Genomic DNA, 15,381 nt, shown 5'->3' on the forward strand with positions numbered 1-15,381 from the left:
CTTTTACATTTCTGATTAGCGGAGAAACGCCATGAGCTGGCTCGAAAAACTACTTCCCCCAAAAATTCAGCAGACCAACCCGGCCGACCGGCGCAGCGTGCCCACGGGTCTGTGGATCAAATGCCCGAGTTGCGACAGCGTGCTGTACAAAACCGACCTGGAACAAAACCAGAATGTCTGCCCGAGCTGCAGCCACCACCACCGGATCGGCGCACGCGCCCGGCTCAATGTCTTTCTGGACAACGAAGGGCGTTATGAAATTGGCCAGGAGGTGCTGCCGGTCGATGCCCTCAAGTTCAAGGACAGCCGCAAGTACCCGGAGCGTTTGAAAGAAGCGCTGGAAAACACCGGCGAGACCGATGCGCTGGTGGTGATCGGCGGCGCGGTGATGGGTATCGGCGTGGTGGCGGCCTGCTTTGAATTCGAATTCATGGGCGGCAGCATGGGCTCCGTAGTAGGCGAGCGCTTTGTGCGGGGCGTGCATACCGCGATCGAACAAAAAGTGCCGTTTGTCTGTTTCTCTTCGACCGGCGGCGCGCGCATGCAGGAAGGGCTGCTGAGCCTGATGCAAATGGCCAAGACCAATGCCTCGTTGACGCGACTGGCCAAAAAAGGACTGCCCTTCATCAGCGTGCTGACCGATCCGACCATGGGCGGCGTCAGCGCAGGCTTTGCCTTTTTGGGCGACGTGGTGATCGCCGAACCCAAAGCCCTGATCGGCTTTGCGGGCCCGCGCGTGATCGAATCCACCATGCGTGTGACGCTGCCTGAAGGCTTTCAACGCGCCGAATTCCTGCAGACCAAAGGCGCGATCGACCTCATTTGTGATCGCCGGGAGCTGCGCAAGACCATCGCCGAGACCTTGGCCATGTTGACGCGCCAATCAGCGGATGCGGTGAGTTAAAGAATCTGGGGCTGCATCAGGAAAAGACAGTCACAGTCCGCCCTTTGGGGCCTATCGCCGCGCCAGGCCCGAACTTGCCGGATCGCACGTTTTGCACATGCACACTAAATCTTCAGCCAGACACTTTGAACCCCAGCAGCACGATCGGGTTGACCTGTCGGTCGTGGTGCCGCTTTACAACGAGCGCGAAGTCCTGCCCCTCTTGATTGAGCGCCTCGCCCAAGTGCTGACCCCGCTGGCGATCAGCTACGAATTGGTGCTGGTGGATGACGGCAGCCGCGATGGTAGCGGTGATATTTTGGTGGCGCTGGCCGCGCATGACCCACACATCAAGGCGGTACGGCTGAGTCGTAATTTTGGCAAAGAAGCGGCCTTGAGTGCAGGCATGGACCTGTCCAGCGGTGATGCCGTGGTGATTTTGGATGCCGATTTGCAGGACCCTCCCGAACTCATTGGCGCCATGCTGGAGGCGTTTTACGCGGGTTCAGACATCGTCTGCATGAAACGCAGTACCCGGGCTGGTGAGTCCTGGGGCAAGCGCTTGAGCGCACATCTTTTTTACCGGATCCTCAACCGCATCAGCCATTTCGCGATTCCTGAGGACACGGGAGACTTTCGACTGATGAGTCGGCGCGCCGTCAACGCGCTTAACAACCTGCCCGAGCGCAATCGCTACATGAAAGGCCTGTTTGCATGGGTCGGGTTTCCGACCCATGTCATCGAATACGACCGCGAAGTGCGCGCCGCCGGCAGCACCAAATGGAATTTTTTCGGGCTGATGGGTTTGGCGTTTGAAGGCATTACCTCTTTTTCAGTGGCCCCGTTGCGCTTAGCCATCAGCTTTGGGATGCTGGCAGCATTGGCGGGCGCGGCCTTTGGTTTGAAAATTGTGCTCGATGCCTTGTGGCATGGCAACGCGGTGAGCGGCTATCCATCCCTGATTGCCGTCATCACTTTTTTGGGTGGTGTGCAACTGCTTTCCATTGGCGTGGTTGGTGAATACGTGGGCAAAACATATTTGGAAGCCAAGCAGCGCCCACTGTATGTGTTGCGCGACGTGGTGCAAAGCCCGCGTGCGCTGAATCCAACCGACGCTGCACAAGAAGCAGCAGCCCATGAACAAACGCATTAATCTATGGTGGCTGCTTGGCATTTTGCTCGGCCTGCGCCTGGTGGGCATGGCGATCATGCCCCTGACCGGCACGTCCGAGCCCCGCTATGCAGAGATGGCCCGACTCATGGCGGCAACAGGCGACTGGATCACCCCCTGGTTTGCCCCTGAGCAGCCTTTTTGGGGCAAACCCCCGTTCTCTTTCTGGACCGAAGCCCTGGCCTTCAAACTGCTGGGGATTACAGAATTTGCCGTGCGGCTGCCCTCATGGCTGGCTACGCTGGGCAGCATGGGCCTGATCTTTGCCTATGCCCGGGCCCACTTTGGTGAACGCGTGGCCACCTGGTCGCTGTTGATTTACGCGTCTTGCGCACTGGTGTTCATTGCCTCGGGCGCCGTGCTGACCGACCCCTTTCTGGCCTTGGCAACCACCTGGGCCATGGTGGCTTGGGCGATGGCAGCCAAGTCGCCCAGCTGGCCGTGGCGCTACGGCTTTTTTGTCGCACTGGCGCTGGGCCTGTTGGCCAAAGGACCGCTGATGGGTGTGCTGGTGGCGGGGCCGCTGCTGCCTTTGCTGGTGTTCTACCCCAGCCTGCGTTGCAGCGCCAAAAAAATGCCTTGGGTCACGGGTTTTGCATTGACACTGCTGCTGAGCTTGCCCTGGTATGTGCTGGCGGAGCTTAAAACCCCTGGTTTTTTGAACTACTTTTTAGTCGGCGAACATTTCTTGCGCTTCATTGATTCTGGCTGGGCTGGCGATTTGTATGGCGTGGCGCACAAACGCGTGAAAGGCGCCATCTGGCTTGATGTGTTGATTGCCTCTCTTCCGTGGGGCTTGCTGGCACTGGCCATGCTGCTGCGCCAACTGATCAAACCCGCACAACGTGCCGCGCTGTGGCAAAAGCGGCTTGACCCCAACCTGGCCTATCTGCTGGCCTGGGCTTTGTTTACCCCCGTATTTTTTTCTCTCTCAGGTAATATTTTGTGGACTTACGTGCTGCCTGCACTGGCTGCCTTTAGCGTGCTGATGGCGCTGAGCGTGCAACAAGCCCTGGCAAACACACGCTGGGCGCTCGCCATGCCGGTGACACTGACCCTGCTGATTCCCCTGGGTGTGACCTTGTACATGATTGTGGGTGCGCTGCAGCCGCAGCGCCTGAAAACCGAAAAATACCTGGTTGCCCACGCCCTGGCGCAAATGAAGCCCGACGACAAGCTGGTCTACCTTGATAAGGTCCCGTTTTCAGCTACTTTTTACGCGCATGGCAATGTCAGTGCCGTCAGCCTGAATGCCTTAGCCCAAATGCCAAACTCAGCCGCAGCGCTGTATGTGGGTCTGCCAAAGGAAGATTTGCAGCGGGTTGCCGCCGCGTTAAACACCCCGTTGCAATCCAGCTTTGAAAGCCGCGAACATGTGTTGGTACTCATCCCACCCAAGCTCGCGGCATTGCCCCGATAGCCACAAGTACAGGCGCTACAAAAAGATCAGGCCACCATGCCACGCAATTCGAGGTTGCCAGGCCGATAACACGCTTCACGTCCAGATCGTGCGGGCGCACCATGCAGGCACGCAGTGCCGCCAAATGGATCTTTGCACTAAAAAGCCATCAATGCAGCGGCCTGCAGGCTTCCCAGCACAATCGAGGCGATCTGCAGCAACAGCAACAGCACCAGCGGCGACAAGTCAATGCCGCCCACCAGCGGCACCACACGGCGGATCGGCATCAGGAGCGGTGCAACCAGCCGCCCGATCACGTCCGCGATGGGCGACTGGGTCTGCACCCAGGACAGCACGGCATACACAATGACCAGACCGGTCATGCCCGAGATCGCCAGCCGCACCAGACCAAAAGCCGCCAGAATTGGCACCGCAAACAGGCCGCCGCCGGCGCCCGCGACCAGCCACAACAACAAGAACTGCGCCAGCTCCAGCGCAAAAGCCGCCACCAGGCTCGCCAGGTCCCAACGCCCCGCGGCCGGCACGACACGCCGCAGCGGCAGCACCAGCCAGTCGGTCAGCGCAAAGACAAAACGCCCAATCGGATTGCCCGAGCGGATCGACATCGGAATGCGTTGGTACTGCATATAAAGCCGCAGCAGACTGGCGCCGGCAAGGATGCTGGTGGCCACTTCGAGCAGCAGGGAAAAGATTTGGTAGAGCATGGTGCCAAGTTTATCGGTTCGCAGAACCAGGGCGTGCGGGCAGAGCCACTTAAAATGCTCTGTTTCGCCAAAGAACGCCCGTCAAGGCTCCGTCCTTGTCGCCCTCACTTCTTTCCACTGCGCCCCATGTCCGACCATTCCAGCACCCCTGCCCCAGCCCCCGTTGACGAAAACCAATTGATCCTGGAGCGCCGAGACAAACTGAAAGCCCTGCGCCAGCTGCAGGCCGAGGGCAAGGGCGTCGCCTTTCCCAACGACTTCAAGCCGGCCGACCACGCCTTTGATTTGTTTGCGGCCCACGCCGGTCAAACCCCGGAAGGCCTGGTCGAGCAAGGCACCGTCGCCAAAGTCGCCGGGCGCATGATGCTCAAGCGCGTCATGGGCAAGGCCAGCTTTGCCACCCTGCAAGACAGCACCGGGCGCATCCAGCTCTACATCAAGGGCGAAGATGTGGGGGCCGAGGTGTACGCCAGCTTCAAGCACTGGGACCTGGGGGACATCGTGGCCGCCGAGGGCAAGGTCTTCAAGACCAAGACCGGCGAGCTCTCGATTCATGCCTCGGAAGTGCGCCTGCTGACCAAGAGCCTGCGTCCGATGCCCGACAAGTTTCACGGCATGAACGACCAGGAGACCAAATACCGCCAGCGCTATGTTGACTTGATGATGGATGAGAGCACGCGCGCGCGCTTCACGGCCCGCAGCAAGGCGGTCAGCGGCATTCGCGAGTTCATGGTGGCGCACGACTTTCTGGAAGTGGAAACGCCGATGCTGCACCCCATTCCCGGAGGCGCCAACGCCAAGCCCTTCGCCACACACCACAATGCGCTGGACCAGAAAATGTTTCTGCGCATTGCGCCCGAGCTGTACTTGAAGCGGCTGATCGTGGGCGGGTTCGAGCGCGTGTTCGAGATCAACCGCAGCTTTCGCAATGAAGGCATCTCGGTGCGCCACAACCCCGAGTTCACCATGATGGAGTTCTATGCCGCCTACTGGGACTACCAGGACCTGATGACCTTCACCGAAAAGTTGATTCGCGATGCGGCGCAGAAAGCCGTTGGCACCCTGGAGCTGAGCTACGGCGGCCGCGCGGTTGATCTGACCCAACCGTTTGAGCGCCTGACGATTCACGAGGCCATCTGCAAGCACACCGAAGCCGGTCAGCCGCTGGAAGACGGCTCCGGCTTGAAGGTCGACAGCGCCGCCTGGTTGCGTAGCGTGCTACCCAAACTCGGCATCACCGAGGCCAAGCACCACCTATCCACCCGCAGCCTGCCCAGTCTGCAGGTGCTGTACTTCGAAGAAACGGTGGAAGAAAAGCTCTGGCAGCCGACCTTCATCATGGAGCACCCGACCGAAATCTCCCCACTGGCACGCGCCAATGACAACCGGCCTGAAGTGACCGAACGCTTTGAGCTCTACATCACCGGCCGCGAATTCGGCAACGGCTTTTCCGAGCTCAACGACGCCGAAGAGCAAGCCGCGCGCTTTCACGACCAGGTGGCGGCCAAGGACGAGGGCGACGACGAGGCCATGTATTACGACCACGACTTCATTCGCGCGCTGGAATACGGCATGCCGCCCACCGGCGGCTGCGGCGTGGGCCTGGACCGGCTGATGATGCTGCTGACCGATAGCAGCAGCATCCGCGACGTGATCCTGTTCCCGGCGCTGCGCCACGAAGTTTAAGGCAAATCGGCCTCTAGCCCCCGCGAACACTGCATATGCAGCTATGAATTCATTAGCATCCTGTGCGCCCGCCCAGCGCCTGAAGTTTCTGCAGGGCTACCCGGCTGACACGCTGGCGCAGGTGGCCCAGCTCATCGCTGACCAGCGACTGGGCCAGTGGCTACAGAATAAGTACCCCGATGCCCACGGCGTGCGGACCGACAAGGCACTGTTTGAGTACGTGCAGGCGCTCAAGGCAAACTACCTGCGCGGTGCCGAACCTTTGGCCAAGGTGGCTTTTGACAGCAAATTGCAGATCGTGCAGCACGCGCTGGGCACCCACACCACGGTATCGCGCGTGCAGGGCAACAAACTCAAAGCCAAACGCGAAATCCGCATTGCTGCCCTGTTCAAGGACGCACCGCCCGAGTTCCTGACCATGATCAGCGTGCATGAGCTGGCGCACCTCAAGGAGCGCGCCCATGACAAGGCCTTTTACCAGCTGTGCTGCCACATGGAGCCGCGCTACCACCAGCTGGAGTTTGAGTTGCGGGTCTATCTGACCCATCTGGATGCCTCGGGGCCGCGTTTATGGGGGCTGCAAGCGGAGCCCCGCCCCGCCTCCTCGGCCTGATCCTCGGCCTCTGGCATCATCACGCGAATGGACGATAACTTGCCCCCCCTCATTGAGGCCCTGCTGGAGCCCAAGCGGTATCCAGGTGCGGTGCAACGGGTTGACCTGGTGCAGACGCACATCTCGTGGGTGCTGCTGGCGGGGGACTTTGCCTACAAGATCAAGAAGCCGGTGAAGCTGTCTTTTCTCGACTTCAGCACGCTGGCGCAACGCCAGCGCTACTGTCAGAACGAGTTGCGCCTGAACCGCCGCTTTGCGCCGGACCTCTACCTGGAGGTGCTCGCCATTGGCAACACGCCGCAAGACCCGCAATGGGGCGGCCTCGGCACACCGATCGAATACGCCGTCAAGATGCGCCGCTTCGACGAAGCCGGGCGGCTTGACCGAGTCTGTGCCCGCGGTGAACTGCAGGCCTCGCACGTGTCCGATCTGGCCGGCACCGTGAGCGCCTTTCATCAGGCGGCGGCAGTGGCGCCGCAAGACTCACCCTTTGGCGCACCGCCGCAGGTCATCGCGCCGATGCGGGACAACTTCGACGCGCTGCGGGACGGTTTGCCGGCAACGGGCCTGCCCAGCCGGCTCAAAGCCTTGCATGCCTGGACCGAGGCGCAGTTTGCGCAACACACGCCGCTCTTACAGGCGCGCAAGCAGGCCGGCTGGGTGCGTGAATGCCACGGCGATCTGCACCTGGCGAATCTGGTCCTGATTGACCAGCGGGTGCGGATGTTTGACGGCATCGAGTTCAGCGACAGCCTGCGCTGGATTGATGTCGCCAGCGAAGTCGCCTTCACCTATGTCGACCTGCTCGCCCACCAGCAAAGCGGCCTGGCTGACTGGTTCATCGACGAGTACCTGAGCCGCACCGGCGACTATGAAGCCGCCGCTCTGCTGCGCTTTTACGGCGTTTACCGGGCCATGGTGCGGGCCAAGGTGGCGGCGATTCGCACACGGCAAACGCAGGACGACGGCAGTGAGGCGCTGGCCTATATCGCGCTGGCCGAGCGCCTGATGACGCCGCCCGCGCCCCGCCTAGTGATCACACATGGCCTCTCCGGTTGCGGCAAGACCGTGGCATCGAACCGGTTGCTGCTAAGCGACGCCCATGCCAGCACCCTGCGCCTGCGCTCCGATGTGGAGCGCAAGCGCCTGTTCGGACTGAGCGGCAGCGCGCGCAGCGGCGCTACGCTCAACCAGGGCATTTACGCCTTGGACGCCCACGGCCGCACCTATGGCCACCTGCGTGAACAGGCCCGGCGCTTGCTGCTCTCTAGCTGGTCAGTGATTGTGGACGCCACCTTCCCGCACCGCTCCGACCGCGACGCCTTTCGCGCGCTGGCGCGCGAGTGCGATGTGGCGTTCAGCATCCTGGCGCCGCAGGCCACGCCCGCGCAGCTGCGCGAACGTATCCTGGCACGTCACGCCCTGGGGCAGGACGCGTCCGAGGCGACCCTGGACGTGCTGGCGCAGCAGATGCGCACGCTGGAGCCGCTGGGGCCTGATGAAGCGCTGGAAATTGAACCGTCCTAAGACTTTTAAAATCAAGCCATGTCAACAATTGAAAAAAGGCCACCGGCCGACCCCAAGCAGAACCGGATTTTGGCCGCCCTGCCCGCTGAGGATTACGAGCGTCTGCTGCCAGAACTGAAATTGATCCCGTTGCCGCTGGGGCTGACGATGTCCGAGTCGGGTGACCACGTGAATTTTCTGCATTTCCCGGTCTCCGGCATCGTCTCGCTGATCTACGCCCTGGAAGACGGATCATCGAGTGAAGTCGCCCTGGTCGGCAACGAAGGCATGGTCGGCATCTCCATCTTCATGGGCGGCGACAGCATGCCCAGCAGCACCGAGGTGCAAAGTGCGGGCGAGGCCTATCGGCTCAGTCGCAAAATCATGAAACAGGAGTTTGCGCTGGGCGAAAAGCTCCAACACCTGGCCTTGCTGTACACGCAGGCCATGATCTGCCAGACCTCTCAAACGGCCGTGTGCAACCAGCACCATTCACTCGACCAGCAACTGTGCCGCTGGTTGTTGATGAGCCTGGACCGGCTGCATGCCAATGAATTGGAGGTCACGCAAGACATGATTGCGCACCTGCTGGGGGTGCGCCGTGAAAGCATCACGCAGACTGCCAGCAAGCTGCAAAAGGACGGCCTGATCACCCGCCGACGCGGTCACATCACGGTGATCGATCGCCCCAAACTGGAAGAACGCGTGTGCGAGTGCTACGCGGTGGTCAAAGGCGAGTACGACCGTTTGCTGCCGCATCCGCGCAGTGCCCCTTAATTTGGGTTGCCTCCCTTGCGCAGCGGTTTGAGCAGGTCATTGAGGCCGTTGTGGTCGATCTCATGCATGAGCGCCAGCAGGCGCCCGATCTCGCCCTTGGGCGGTCCTTGGCGCGCGAACCAGGCCAGGTAGTCGCCCGGCAGGTCGGCAATGAGCCGGCCTTGGTATTTGCCAAAGGGCATGCTGCGCGTCACCAGCAGTTGCAGGTCTTCGGCTTTCATGCCTAGCCCCCTGCCCGCTTGACGGCAAAGCCTTGGGCTTTGAGCATCTCCATCACGCGCGCGCAGTGGTCGCCCTGCACTTCGATCACGCCATCTTTGACCGTGCCGCCCGAGCCGCAGGCAGCTTTGAGCTGTTTGCCCAGCGCGGCCAGCGCCAGCGGCTCAAGCGCCAAGCCGCGCACCAGCGTCACGCCTTTGCCGGCGCGGCCCTTGGTTTCACGCGACACGCGCACCACGCCATCGGTCACGCTGCTCACCGGGGTCGCGCTGCAACGGCATTGGGCCTGGGGCAGGCGGCAGTTGGGGCACATGCGGCCGCTGTCGGTGCTGTAGACCAGGCCACCGCTCGTTGATCGGGATTTCATGGAGGAGTCAGCCTTGCTCAAGTCAGAATGGACGCAGGATGGGTCGACCGGTCAGGCCGCGACATGGACCCGCTTGGCGGGCAGCAGGAACCACGCAAAGGCCAGCGCCTGCACCAGCAACAGCACGGCAAACGTGATCCGAAAGGCATCAGCGCGGCTCATGCCAGCGGCAATGCCGTCGACCGCCGCGCCAATGCCCCATTGCAGCCCAAAGGCACCGACGAACACCGCCAGATTGAGGGCGGTATTGACGCGCCCGGCCAGCGCCACCGGGAAGGCCGCGCTGAGTTGCGAATAAGCGATGTTGCTCAGACTGAACGACACGCCCAGCAGCGGCCACAGCCAGGCGGGTGGAGCCAGGTTCAGGATGATGGCCAGTTCGGTCAGCAACGCCAGGCCCATGCCCACGCCGAGCAGTGTCATCGGCGCGATGCCGCGACGCGCCAGCCAGCCCGAGCAGGTGGCGACGAACAGAAAGCCGGCCAGCATCGCCAGCGCTAGCAAGAACAACACACCCGCGGCATCGTTGCGCGTGGCCCCATTGACCTCCATCAGCCAGGGCATCGCCCACAGGCCCTGGATCGCCATGAAACCACCGGAGACCAAACAGCCCTGCGGCGCAAAACGCCAGAACGTGCGGTCACTGAAGATGGTACGCAAGCTGCGCAGTTGCTGCGCCAGCGACTCGCGCTGCGTGCCCGCCGCATGGTCGGGCACCGTCAGGAGAAAACCCGAGGTCAGCACCAGCAGAGCGGCACACAGAAAGAACACGCCGCGCCAGCCCAGCAGCGGCAACGCGGCCGCCACGGGCACGCTGGCTGTCAACGCACCCAGGCCGCCGGCGACCATGATGGTGGCGGTGAGCGACGGCAGTCGTTCGGCCGGGAACCACTGGCTGAAGGCCTTGAAGCTGGCCATCAGGCAGGCCGAGACGCCCAGGCCGATCAGCGCGCGCGCCAGCGCCAGGGTCGGCAAGCTCGTTCCCAGGCCAAACAGCGCGCAGCCGGCAGCGGCCACCAGCAGCAGCCCCGCTTCGACCCGGCGCGGGCCGAAGCGGTCGAGCAGCAGGCCCAGCGGCAATTGGAACAGGCCGAAGGCGAGGAAGTAGGCCGAGGTCAGCAGGCCCAGGCCAGCGGCCGTCATGTCGAGCTCGCGCATCAGCTCGGGCGCTATCACCGCGTTAACGCTGCGCAGCCCGTAGGACAGAAAATAGCCGACGGCATAGGCCGGAACCAGGCGTAACCAAAGGCGCAGGGAGTGATTCATGGCGGCCATTGTCGCGGAAACTTAGGGGCAGCCCGGTAGGTCGCTGCGCCGCGCCGACGCGCAAAATGGAGCGGCCCAACGGCCAGTTGGCGTGACTTTGCACTATGCTATTTATTCAATAGCTGGTCACGCAGAGAACACGGGGGCTGTGTGCCAAAATGGTCTAAAAGTAAAGCGATTGTCAGGAGTTCTTCGCATGTCACGTCCCCAAGTGTGGGCGACCAAAGTCGCCGCCCTGATTCAAACCGGCAACAGTTCAGCCGCGCTGGCGCAGATCAAGGTCGCGCCCACGGTGAAGGACTTGCAGCAGCTGCGCGCCCTGCTCACCCAGGCCAAACTGCTGGCCCGGCACCCCAACATCGATGCCGCGACCACCGACATGATCGCGGCGCTGACGGCGCCCCGGCTGCACCGCTCACCCTAAGGCACCAGCGTCAGCGCGCGCATGTAATCCGGGCGCAGCATCAGCTCGTCCCAGGGCACGGCGGGCGTTTGCGGCAACAGCGCGCGGCGGCGCTCTTCACTGGCCTCCAGCGGCTGCCAGGTGCCTTTGAGCTGCGCCTCGGTCAGCCCGCTGATCCAGGCGTCCAGCGCGCTGCCTGCCCCTTCGCTGGTGGCCACCGACTGGTTGCACAGCAACACCAGGTCGCAGCCCGCATTGAGGGCCGCGACCGCCGCCTGGGTGTAGCTGACCGGCGCGCCGTCGAGCAGGCGCGCCCCGGCCATCGACAGGTCGTCGCTGAAGATGGCCCCGCCAAAGCCCAGTTGGCCGCGCAAGATGTCGCCCAACCATTTGCTGGAAAACCCGGCCGGCCGCGCATCCACCTTGGGGTAGATCACATGCGCCGGCATGACGCTGCTGAGCGTGGTGCTGAGCCAGCCGTAGGGCGCGGCGTCGTCGGTCAAAATCGCCTTGAGGCTGCGTTTGTCCACCGGAATGGCGGTGTGCGAGTCCGCGGCCACGCTGCCGTGGCCTGGGAAGTGTTTGCCGCAATTGGCCATGCCGCTTTGCAGCAGGCCGTGCATCAGGCTCTTGGCCAGCAAGCTCACCACGCGCGCGTCACGGGCAAAAGCGCGGTCGCCAATGACGCTGCTGGCGCCAAAGTCCAGGTCCAGCACCGGGGTGAAGCTGAAGTCCACACCGCAGGCCCGCAACTCGGCACCCAGCACAAAACCGCAGGCCGTGGCGGCATTGGTGGCACGCATCGCACCGCTGCCCGCGCCGCCCTTGCCATCGTTCATCCACAGCTCGCCCAAGGCCCGCATCGGCGGCAGGTGCGTGAAGCCGTCGGTCTTGAAGCGCTGCACGCGGCCGCCTTCGTGGTCAACACAGATCAGCAGGTCGCGCCGCACTTTTTTGATGTCGCGGCACAACCGGGTCAGCTGGGCGCGACTCTCCCAGTTGCGGGCAAACAGGATCAGCCCGCCCACCAGCGGGTGCTGCAGGCGCTGGCGGTCGATGCGCGACAGGCCGAGGCCCGCGATGTCGATGATGAGGGGGGCATGTTGGGACATCAGAAAACTTTCAAAAGTAGAACTTACGCAAAACCGGCCCAGCCTCGTTGCGCCGCCTTACCGTACAAAGCTACTGTCGGCGCCGGCGTGCCCAGCTGGAACAATTTTGCGTAAGTTCTCAACAGCATGTTTTACTCTATTTTTAATAGCATGAATCGTATATTACACGAGGGCTAGAGGCTTATTTTTTATAAATTTTCGACCACACAGAAGCTGGCGGCGTAATCGGTTTCATCGGTCACGCTGATATGGGCGCTCAAACCACGCGCGTCAAACCAGTCTTTCAAGGCGCCGTGCAGCACGAGAGTGGGCTTGCCGCTGGGCAGGTTGCCCACTTCGCATAAGCGCCAGGTCATGGGCATCGTCATGCCCAGACCGATGGCTTTGCTGAACGCCTCCTTGGCGCTGAAACGGGTGGCGAGGTAACGCACGCCGCGCTCGGGCCAGCGTGCGCTGCGCGCTTGCCAGGTGGCGAACTCGGCGTCGCTGAGGATTTTGAGTGCAAAGCGTTCGCCGTGGCGCCCCAAGCTGGCGCGGATGCGGCGCACGTCGCAGACGTCGGTGCCAATGCCGTAGATCACGACCTGCCCTGCTCGATGCAGCGCAGGTAGGCCTGCACCGTGGCGCTGTACCCCAGCTCCAGCGCGTCGGCAATCAGCGCGTGGCCGATCGAGACTTCGGCCACGCCCGGCACGTGTTTGATGAAGGCGCTGAGGTTGTCGCGGTTCAGGTCATGGCCGGCGTTGATGCCCAAACCGAGCTTGAGTGCCGCGCGGGCGGTCTCGGCAAAGCGGGCCAATTGCGGCGCTTGCTGCGCGGTGCCCCAGGTGGCCGCATAAGGCTCGGTGTAGAGCTCGACCCGGTCGGCCCCGACCGACTGCGCACCGGCCATGGCGGCGGGGTCAGCATCCATGAACAGGCTCACGCGCAGGCCCCAGGCATGGGCTTGCGCAATCAACGGTCGCAAACGATTGGTATCGCCCGGGAAACCCCAGCCATGGTCACTGGTGAACTGGCCTTGGGCGTCGGGCACAAAGGTAACCTGGTGCACCGGCAGTTTGCGTTGCACCAAGTCGTGCACCACGTCCATCAGGTTGTGCGAGGGATTGCCCTCGATATTGAATTCGCGATCTGGCCAGCCTTTCAGCAGCGCCGCGAGTTCCGGCACATCACTGGCGCGAATGTGGCGCTCGTCGGGGCGGGGATGCACGGTGATGCCGTTGGCACCGGCCTGCAAACACAAGGTGGCCGCGCGCGTCACACTGGGGATGCCAAGGTAGCGCGTGTTGCGCACCAGCGCCACTTTGTTCAGGTTGACCGAGAGCGCTGTCTTTTTGTAGTTCATGCGGGCAATTCTACAAATTCGTCATTGCCCGCTTGGCGTGGCTATGACAGACAAGCGAACTCAGCGGGGTCGCTATAAGGACTGCAGGTCGATCATCATCTGCCGCGTGCGCAAAGTGGTCACCCCGCAGTGGTAATTGAGCAGCGTGCGCAGTTGCGGCTTGAGCTGCGCCATCACCTCCGAGCAGGCGCGCAGGGTGGCGGTAAACGGCTTTGATTCCGCCAGCGACTGCTGCAGCGCAACCCACTGCCGGCCGCTCAGGCTGGCCCGGTCCGCGTCATGGGTCTGGCGCAGGCCGCCCTCGGGCACCAGGCTGTAGCGACCCTCTGGGTCCAGCGCCACCAATGTCATGGTTTGCGCGTCGAGCAGGGGCAGCAAGCCGATCTCGCGCAGCAGCAACAGTTCAAAGGCGCGCAAAGCCGACTGCAAGGCTTCACCATGTTCGGAGGCGATCACCTGCACCACCTGCGCATACACATCAAACAATCGCGTGTGCGGGTCGTCGCGCGCCAGCAGCGTCAGCAACAATTCATTGAGGTACAGACCCGACATCAGCGCGTCGCCAGTCGGCATGACGTGGCCGCCCTGCCACTCGGCCGCCTTGAGGGTGCGAATCTCGGCATCGCCGCCAAAAGCCACATGCAAAGGCTGCAAGGGCAACAAAATCGGGCGAAAGCTGGAACTGGGCCGCTTGACGCCCTTGGCCACCAGCGCGATGCGGCCGTGGTGGCGCGTGAACACCTCCAGAATCAGGCTCGATTCGCTCCAGTCGTAGCGGTGCAGGACGTAAGCGGGTTCGTCAGAGATGCGTTGGGTGGCCATCAGTTGCAGTCAATCATTGGCAAGTAACGCTGAATGCGGCCCCGTTTGACAAAGAAATGATTCGCTTCTTTTCGAATCTGCATCGTTCAAGCGGTGAATCAAAAGACAGTTGCCGCCAACAGGACACTCGCGCTGACCATCTCAGCCAACCTTCCAGCGGACGCTCCAGATAGACGTTGAGAACGCACGCATTCGGGCAATTATTGAAAGACATTTCGGTGATCCGAAGACTGAAAACAGACGGTTAGTCTCCACGCCCCACGGATCCACATTGAGAATTTACTAATCAGAACTGTTTAGAAGCCTTTGTTTCTGTGCTGCAAACTCAGTTTCAGAAAGGATTCCTTTTTCCCTCAAATCGTCTAGCTTTATTAACTCTGAATATGTGTCTTTCGGCTTTGACGTCTGCTCTTTTGTTCTGACGTCAGCAGAAATCTTCTCTGTCTTTTCGATCACCACATCCGCTCGTTGAACAAGTGACGTACGGCGTACTTCAGGATCATTTTTATCAAGAACTCGGAATTGGTAGTCAAACTTGGCCCAACTTCCAGGCGTGTTGCCAACAGGTTTTTCATGAACCGAAATTGGAATCGCAACTTTCCCATGACTCGCGGCAAAGGCGTTTGCGTCTGCGATTACGCCAGCCTTCAATGAGCTGGAACTTCCAAATATGCCTGCATGGTCTTCTCTCGACAAAATGTAGGTGTCCGGCGATAGCTGAACCACTCCTGGGTTAGCGCAGCCCGCCAATAAGATAGCCACTGACGCGAGGCATTTTTTCATGTTTTCCCTTTGTTTGTTCACGACAACAAATTGCCGCTAATGCACCCAGTCACAGCCTCCGCAGTTCAGTCTAACTGGATTTTCCCCACGAATTTCTCCCAAAAATGGAAAGGATTTGGGTGACTGCGCTGCAAACGGGTGCTCCCGCCATCTTGGCCATCAGCCATTTTGACTTTCCATCCGCGTTCAAACTATGCTCGCCAGCAGGCGATGGGTTGGGGCGGTGGCCGATTTCTGGGCCTTTGACAGCATGAGGACGCCGCCCCAAGCCATCGCCTGGCACCCACGCCTACCCAACAGCCAT

General features: G+C 61.6%; 17 protein-coding genes. 8 read left to right on the forward strand and 9 right to left on the reverse strand.

What is annotated here, in order from left to right:
* Positions 1–31: 31 nt before the first annotated feature.
* The 3 genes from accD (at position 32) to GZ093_RS01230 (ending at position 3,474) form a co-directional block, all read left to right on the forward strand.
* Positions 32–904, forward strand: coding sequence for an acetyl-CoA carboxylase, carboxyltransferase subunit beta (gene accD / locus GZ093_RS01220; RefSeq protein ID WP_296480938.1), 873 nt, complete (start codon positions 32–34; stop codon positions 902–904).
* Between the two features lie 97 nt (positions 905–1,001).
* Positions 1,002–2,036, forward strand: coding sequence for a glycosyltransferase family 2 protein (locus GZ093_RS01225; protein WP_296480940.1), 1,035 nt, complete (start codon positions 1,002–1,004; stop codon positions 2,034–2,036).
* Positions 2,020–3,474 (forward strand): glycosyltransferase family 39 protein, encoded by a 1,455-nt coding sequence (locus GZ093_RS01230; protein ID WP_296480943.1) that lies wholly within the window; start codon positions 2,020–2,022, stop codon positions 3,472–3,474. Before GZ093_RS01225 ends, GZ093_RS01230 begins: the two co-directional genes overlap by 17 nt.
* A gap of 137 nt (positions 3,475–3,611) precedes the next feature.
* On the opposite strand, the gene GZ093_RS01235 is transcribed toward GZ093_RS01230, so the two are convergent.
* Complete coding sequence (locus tag GZ093_RS01235; RefSeq protein WP_296480946.1) at positions 3,612–4,178, reverse strand: YggT family protein; 567 nt, start codon at positions 4,176–4,178, stop codon at positions 3,612–3,614.
* 126 nt (positions 4,179–4,304) lie between these two features.
* Here GZ093_RS01235 and lysS point away from each other — a divergent pair, with 126 nt between their 5' ends.
* From lysS to GZ093_RS01255, 4 genes are read left to right on the forward strand one after another with little or no spacing between them, the layout of a single operon-like run.
* The gene (gene lysS / locus GZ093_RS01240; RefSeq protein WP_296480948.1) at positions 4,305–5,864 is read left to right on the forward strand and encodes a lysine--tRNA ligase; all 1,560 of its coding nucleotides are present in this window, start codon (positions 4,305–4,307) and stop codon (positions 5,862–5,864) included.
* A gap of 43 nt (positions 5,865–5,907) precedes the next feature.
* A complete protein-coding gene (locus tag GZ093_RS01245; RefSeq protein ID WP_296480952.1) occupies positions 5,908–6,477 on the forward strand; it encodes a M48 family metallopeptidase in 570 nt (189 codons plus the stop codon).
* Between the two features lie 39 nt (positions 6,478–6,516).
* Entirely contained in the window at positions 6,517–8,004 is a 1,488-nt protein-coding gene (locus tag GZ093_RS01250; protein ID WP_296480953.1) for a bifunctional aminoglycoside phosphotransferase/ATP-binding protein, read from the forward strand.
* Positions 8,005–8,022: 18 nt separating this feature from the next.
* The gene (locus GZ093_RS01255) at positions 8,023–8,760 is read left to right on the forward strand and encodes a Crp/Fnr family transcriptional regulator (RefSeq protein WP_296480956.1); all 738 of its coding nucleotides are present in this window, start codon (positions 8,023–8,025) and stop codon (positions 8,758–8,760) included.
* Here GZ093_RS01255 and GZ093_RS01260 read toward each other — a convergent pair.
* Genes GZ093_RS01260 through GZ093_RS01270 form a run of 3 tightly spaced genes read right to left on the reverse strand, consistent with a single transcriptional unit; the run spans position 8,757 to position 10,612 of the window.
* The gene (locus GZ093_RS01260; RefSeq protein WP_296480959.1) at positions 8,757–8,981 is read right to left on the reverse strand and encodes a DUF3820 family protein; all 225 of its coding nucleotides are present in this window, start codon (positions 8,979–8,981) and stop codon (positions 8,757–8,759) included. The two genes, GZ093_RS01255 and GZ093_RS01260, sit on opposite strands and share 4 nt — an antisense overlap.
* Before the next feature lie 2 nt (positions 8,982–8,983).
* Positions 8,984–9,346, reverse strand: a complete 363-nt coding sequence (locus GZ093_RS01265; RefSeq protein WP_296480962.1) for a translation initiation factor Sui1 — start codon at positions 9,344–9,346, stop codon at positions 8,984–8,986.
* Between the two features lie 51 nt (positions 9,347–9,397).
* The gene (locus GZ093_RS01270; RefSeq protein ID WP_296480964.1) at positions 9,398–10,612 is read right to left on the reverse strand and encodes an MFS transporter; all 1,215 of its coding nucleotides are present in this window, start codon (positions 10,610–10,612) and stop codon (positions 9,398–9,400) included.
* Positions 10,613–10,808: 196 nt separating this feature from the next.
* On the opposite strand from GZ093_RS01270, the gene GZ093_RS01275 reads away from it, so the two are divergent.
* A complete protein-coding gene (locus tag GZ093_RS01275) occupies positions 10,809–11,036 on the forward strand; it encodes a hypothetical protein (RefSeq protein ID WP_296480966.1) in 228 nt (75 codons plus the stop codon).
* On the opposite strand, the gene nagZ is transcribed toward GZ093_RS01275, so the two are convergent.
* The 5 genes from nagZ to GZ093_RS01300 all read right to left on the reverse strand — a co-directional run bounded on the left by nagZ (position 11,033) and on the right by GZ093_RS01300 (position 15,077).
* On the reverse strand, positions 11,033–12,127 hold the full coding sequence (nagZ, locus tag GZ093_RS01280; RefSeq protein ID WP_296480968.1) for a beta-N-acetylhexosaminidase: 1,095 nt from the start codon (positions 12,125–12,127) through the stop codon (positions 11,033–11,035). The two genes, GZ093_RS01275 and nagZ, sit on opposite strands and share 4 nt — an antisense overlap.
* A gap of 188 nt (positions 12,128–12,315) precedes the next feature.
* Positions 12,316–12,708: a holo-ACP synthase gene (acpS, locus tag GZ093_RS01285; protein ID WP_296480969.1), complete on the reverse strand. Its 393-nt coding sequence runs from the start codon at positions 12,706–12,708 to the stop codon at positions 12,316–12,318.
* Positions 12,705–13,472 (reverse strand): pyridoxine 5'-phosphate synthase, encoded by a 768-nt coding sequence (locus GZ093_RS01290; protein ID WP_296480972.1) that lies wholly within the window; start codon positions 13,470–13,472, stop codon positions 12,705–12,707. Before GZ093_RS01290 ends, acpS begins: the two co-directional genes overlap by 4 nt.
* Before the next feature lie 72 nt (positions 13,473–13,544).
* Positions 13,545–14,294, reverse strand: coding sequence for a DNA repair protein RecO (gene recO, locus GZ093_RS01295; RefSeq protein ID WP_296480975.1), 750 nt, complete (start codon positions 14,292–14,294; stop codon positions 13,545–13,547).
* A 282-nt stretch (positions 14,295–14,576) separates the two neighbouring features.
* Entirely contained in the window at positions 14,577–15,077 is a 501-nt protein-coding gene (locus GZ093_RS01300) for an SHOCT domain-containing protein (RefSeq protein ID WP_296480978.1), read from the reverse strand.
* Positions 15,078–15,381 lie beyond the last annotated feature (304 nt).

The organism is Rhodoferax sp. (assembly GCF_010365055.1).
In the GTDB taxonomy this organism is placed as follows: Bacteria; Pseudomonadota; Gammaproteobacteria; order Burkholderiales; family Burkholderiaceae_C; genus Rhodoferax.

Coding starts and splice junctions, on each gene's coding strand:
- GZ093_RS01270 (WP_296480964.1), bottom strand. CDS start 10,612: ATGAATCACTCCCTGCGCCTTTGGTTACGCCTGGTTCCGGCCTATGCC.
- GZ093_RS01265 (WP_296480962.1), bottom strand. CDS start 9,346: ATGAAATCCCGATCAACGAGCGGTGGCCTGGTCTACAGCACCGACAGC.
- recO (WP_296480975.1), bottom strand. CDS start 14,294: ATGGCCACCCAACGCATCTCTGACGAACCCGCTTACGTCCTGCACCGC.
- GZ093_RS01275 (WP_296480966.1), top strand. CDS start 10,809: ATGTCACGTCCCCAAGTGTGGGCGACCAAAGTCGCCGCCCTGATTCAA.
- GZ093_RS01300 (WP_296480978.1), bottom strand. CDS start 15,077: ATGAAAAAATGCCTCGCGTCAGTGGCTATCTTATTGGCGGGCTGCGCT.
- GZ093_RS01235 (WP_296480946.1), bottom strand. CDS start 4,178: ATGCTCTACCAAATCTTTTCCCTGCTGCTCGAAGTGGCCACCAGCATC.
- GZ093_RS01225 (WP_296480940.1), top strand. CDS start 1,002: ATGCACACTAAATCTTCAGCCAGACACTTTGAACCCCAGCAGCACGAT.
- GZ093_RS01260 (WP_296480959.1), bottom strand. CDS start 8,981: ATGAAAGCCGAAGACCTGCAACTGCTGGTGACGCGCAGCATGCCCTTT.
- GZ093_RS01230 (WP_296480943.1), top strand. CDS start 2,020: ATGAACAAACGCATTAATCTATGGTGGCTGCTTGGCATTTTGCTCGGC.
- GZ093_RS01255 (WP_296480956.1), top strand. CDS start 8,023: ATGTCAACAATTGAAAAAAGGCCACCGGCCGACCCCAAGCAGAACCGG.
- GZ093_RS01290 (WP_296480972.1), bottom strand. CDS start 13,472: ATGAACTACAAAAAGACAGCGCTCTCGGTCAACCTGAACAAAGTGGCG.
- GZ093_RS01245 (WP_296480952.1), top strand. CDS start 5,908: ATGAATTCATTAGCATCCTGTGCGCCCGCCCAGCGCCTGAAGTTTCTG.
- accD (WP_296480938.1), top strand. CDS start 32: ATGAGCTGGCTCGAAAAACTACTTCCCCCAAAAATTCAGCAGACCAAC.
- nagZ (WP_296480968.1), bottom strand. CDS start 12,127: ATGTCCCAACATGCCCCCCTCATCATCGACATCGCGGGCCTCGGCCTG.
- lysS (WP_296480948.1), top strand. CDS start 4,305: ATGTCCGACCATTCCAGCACCCCTGCCCCAGCCCCCGTTGACGAAAAC.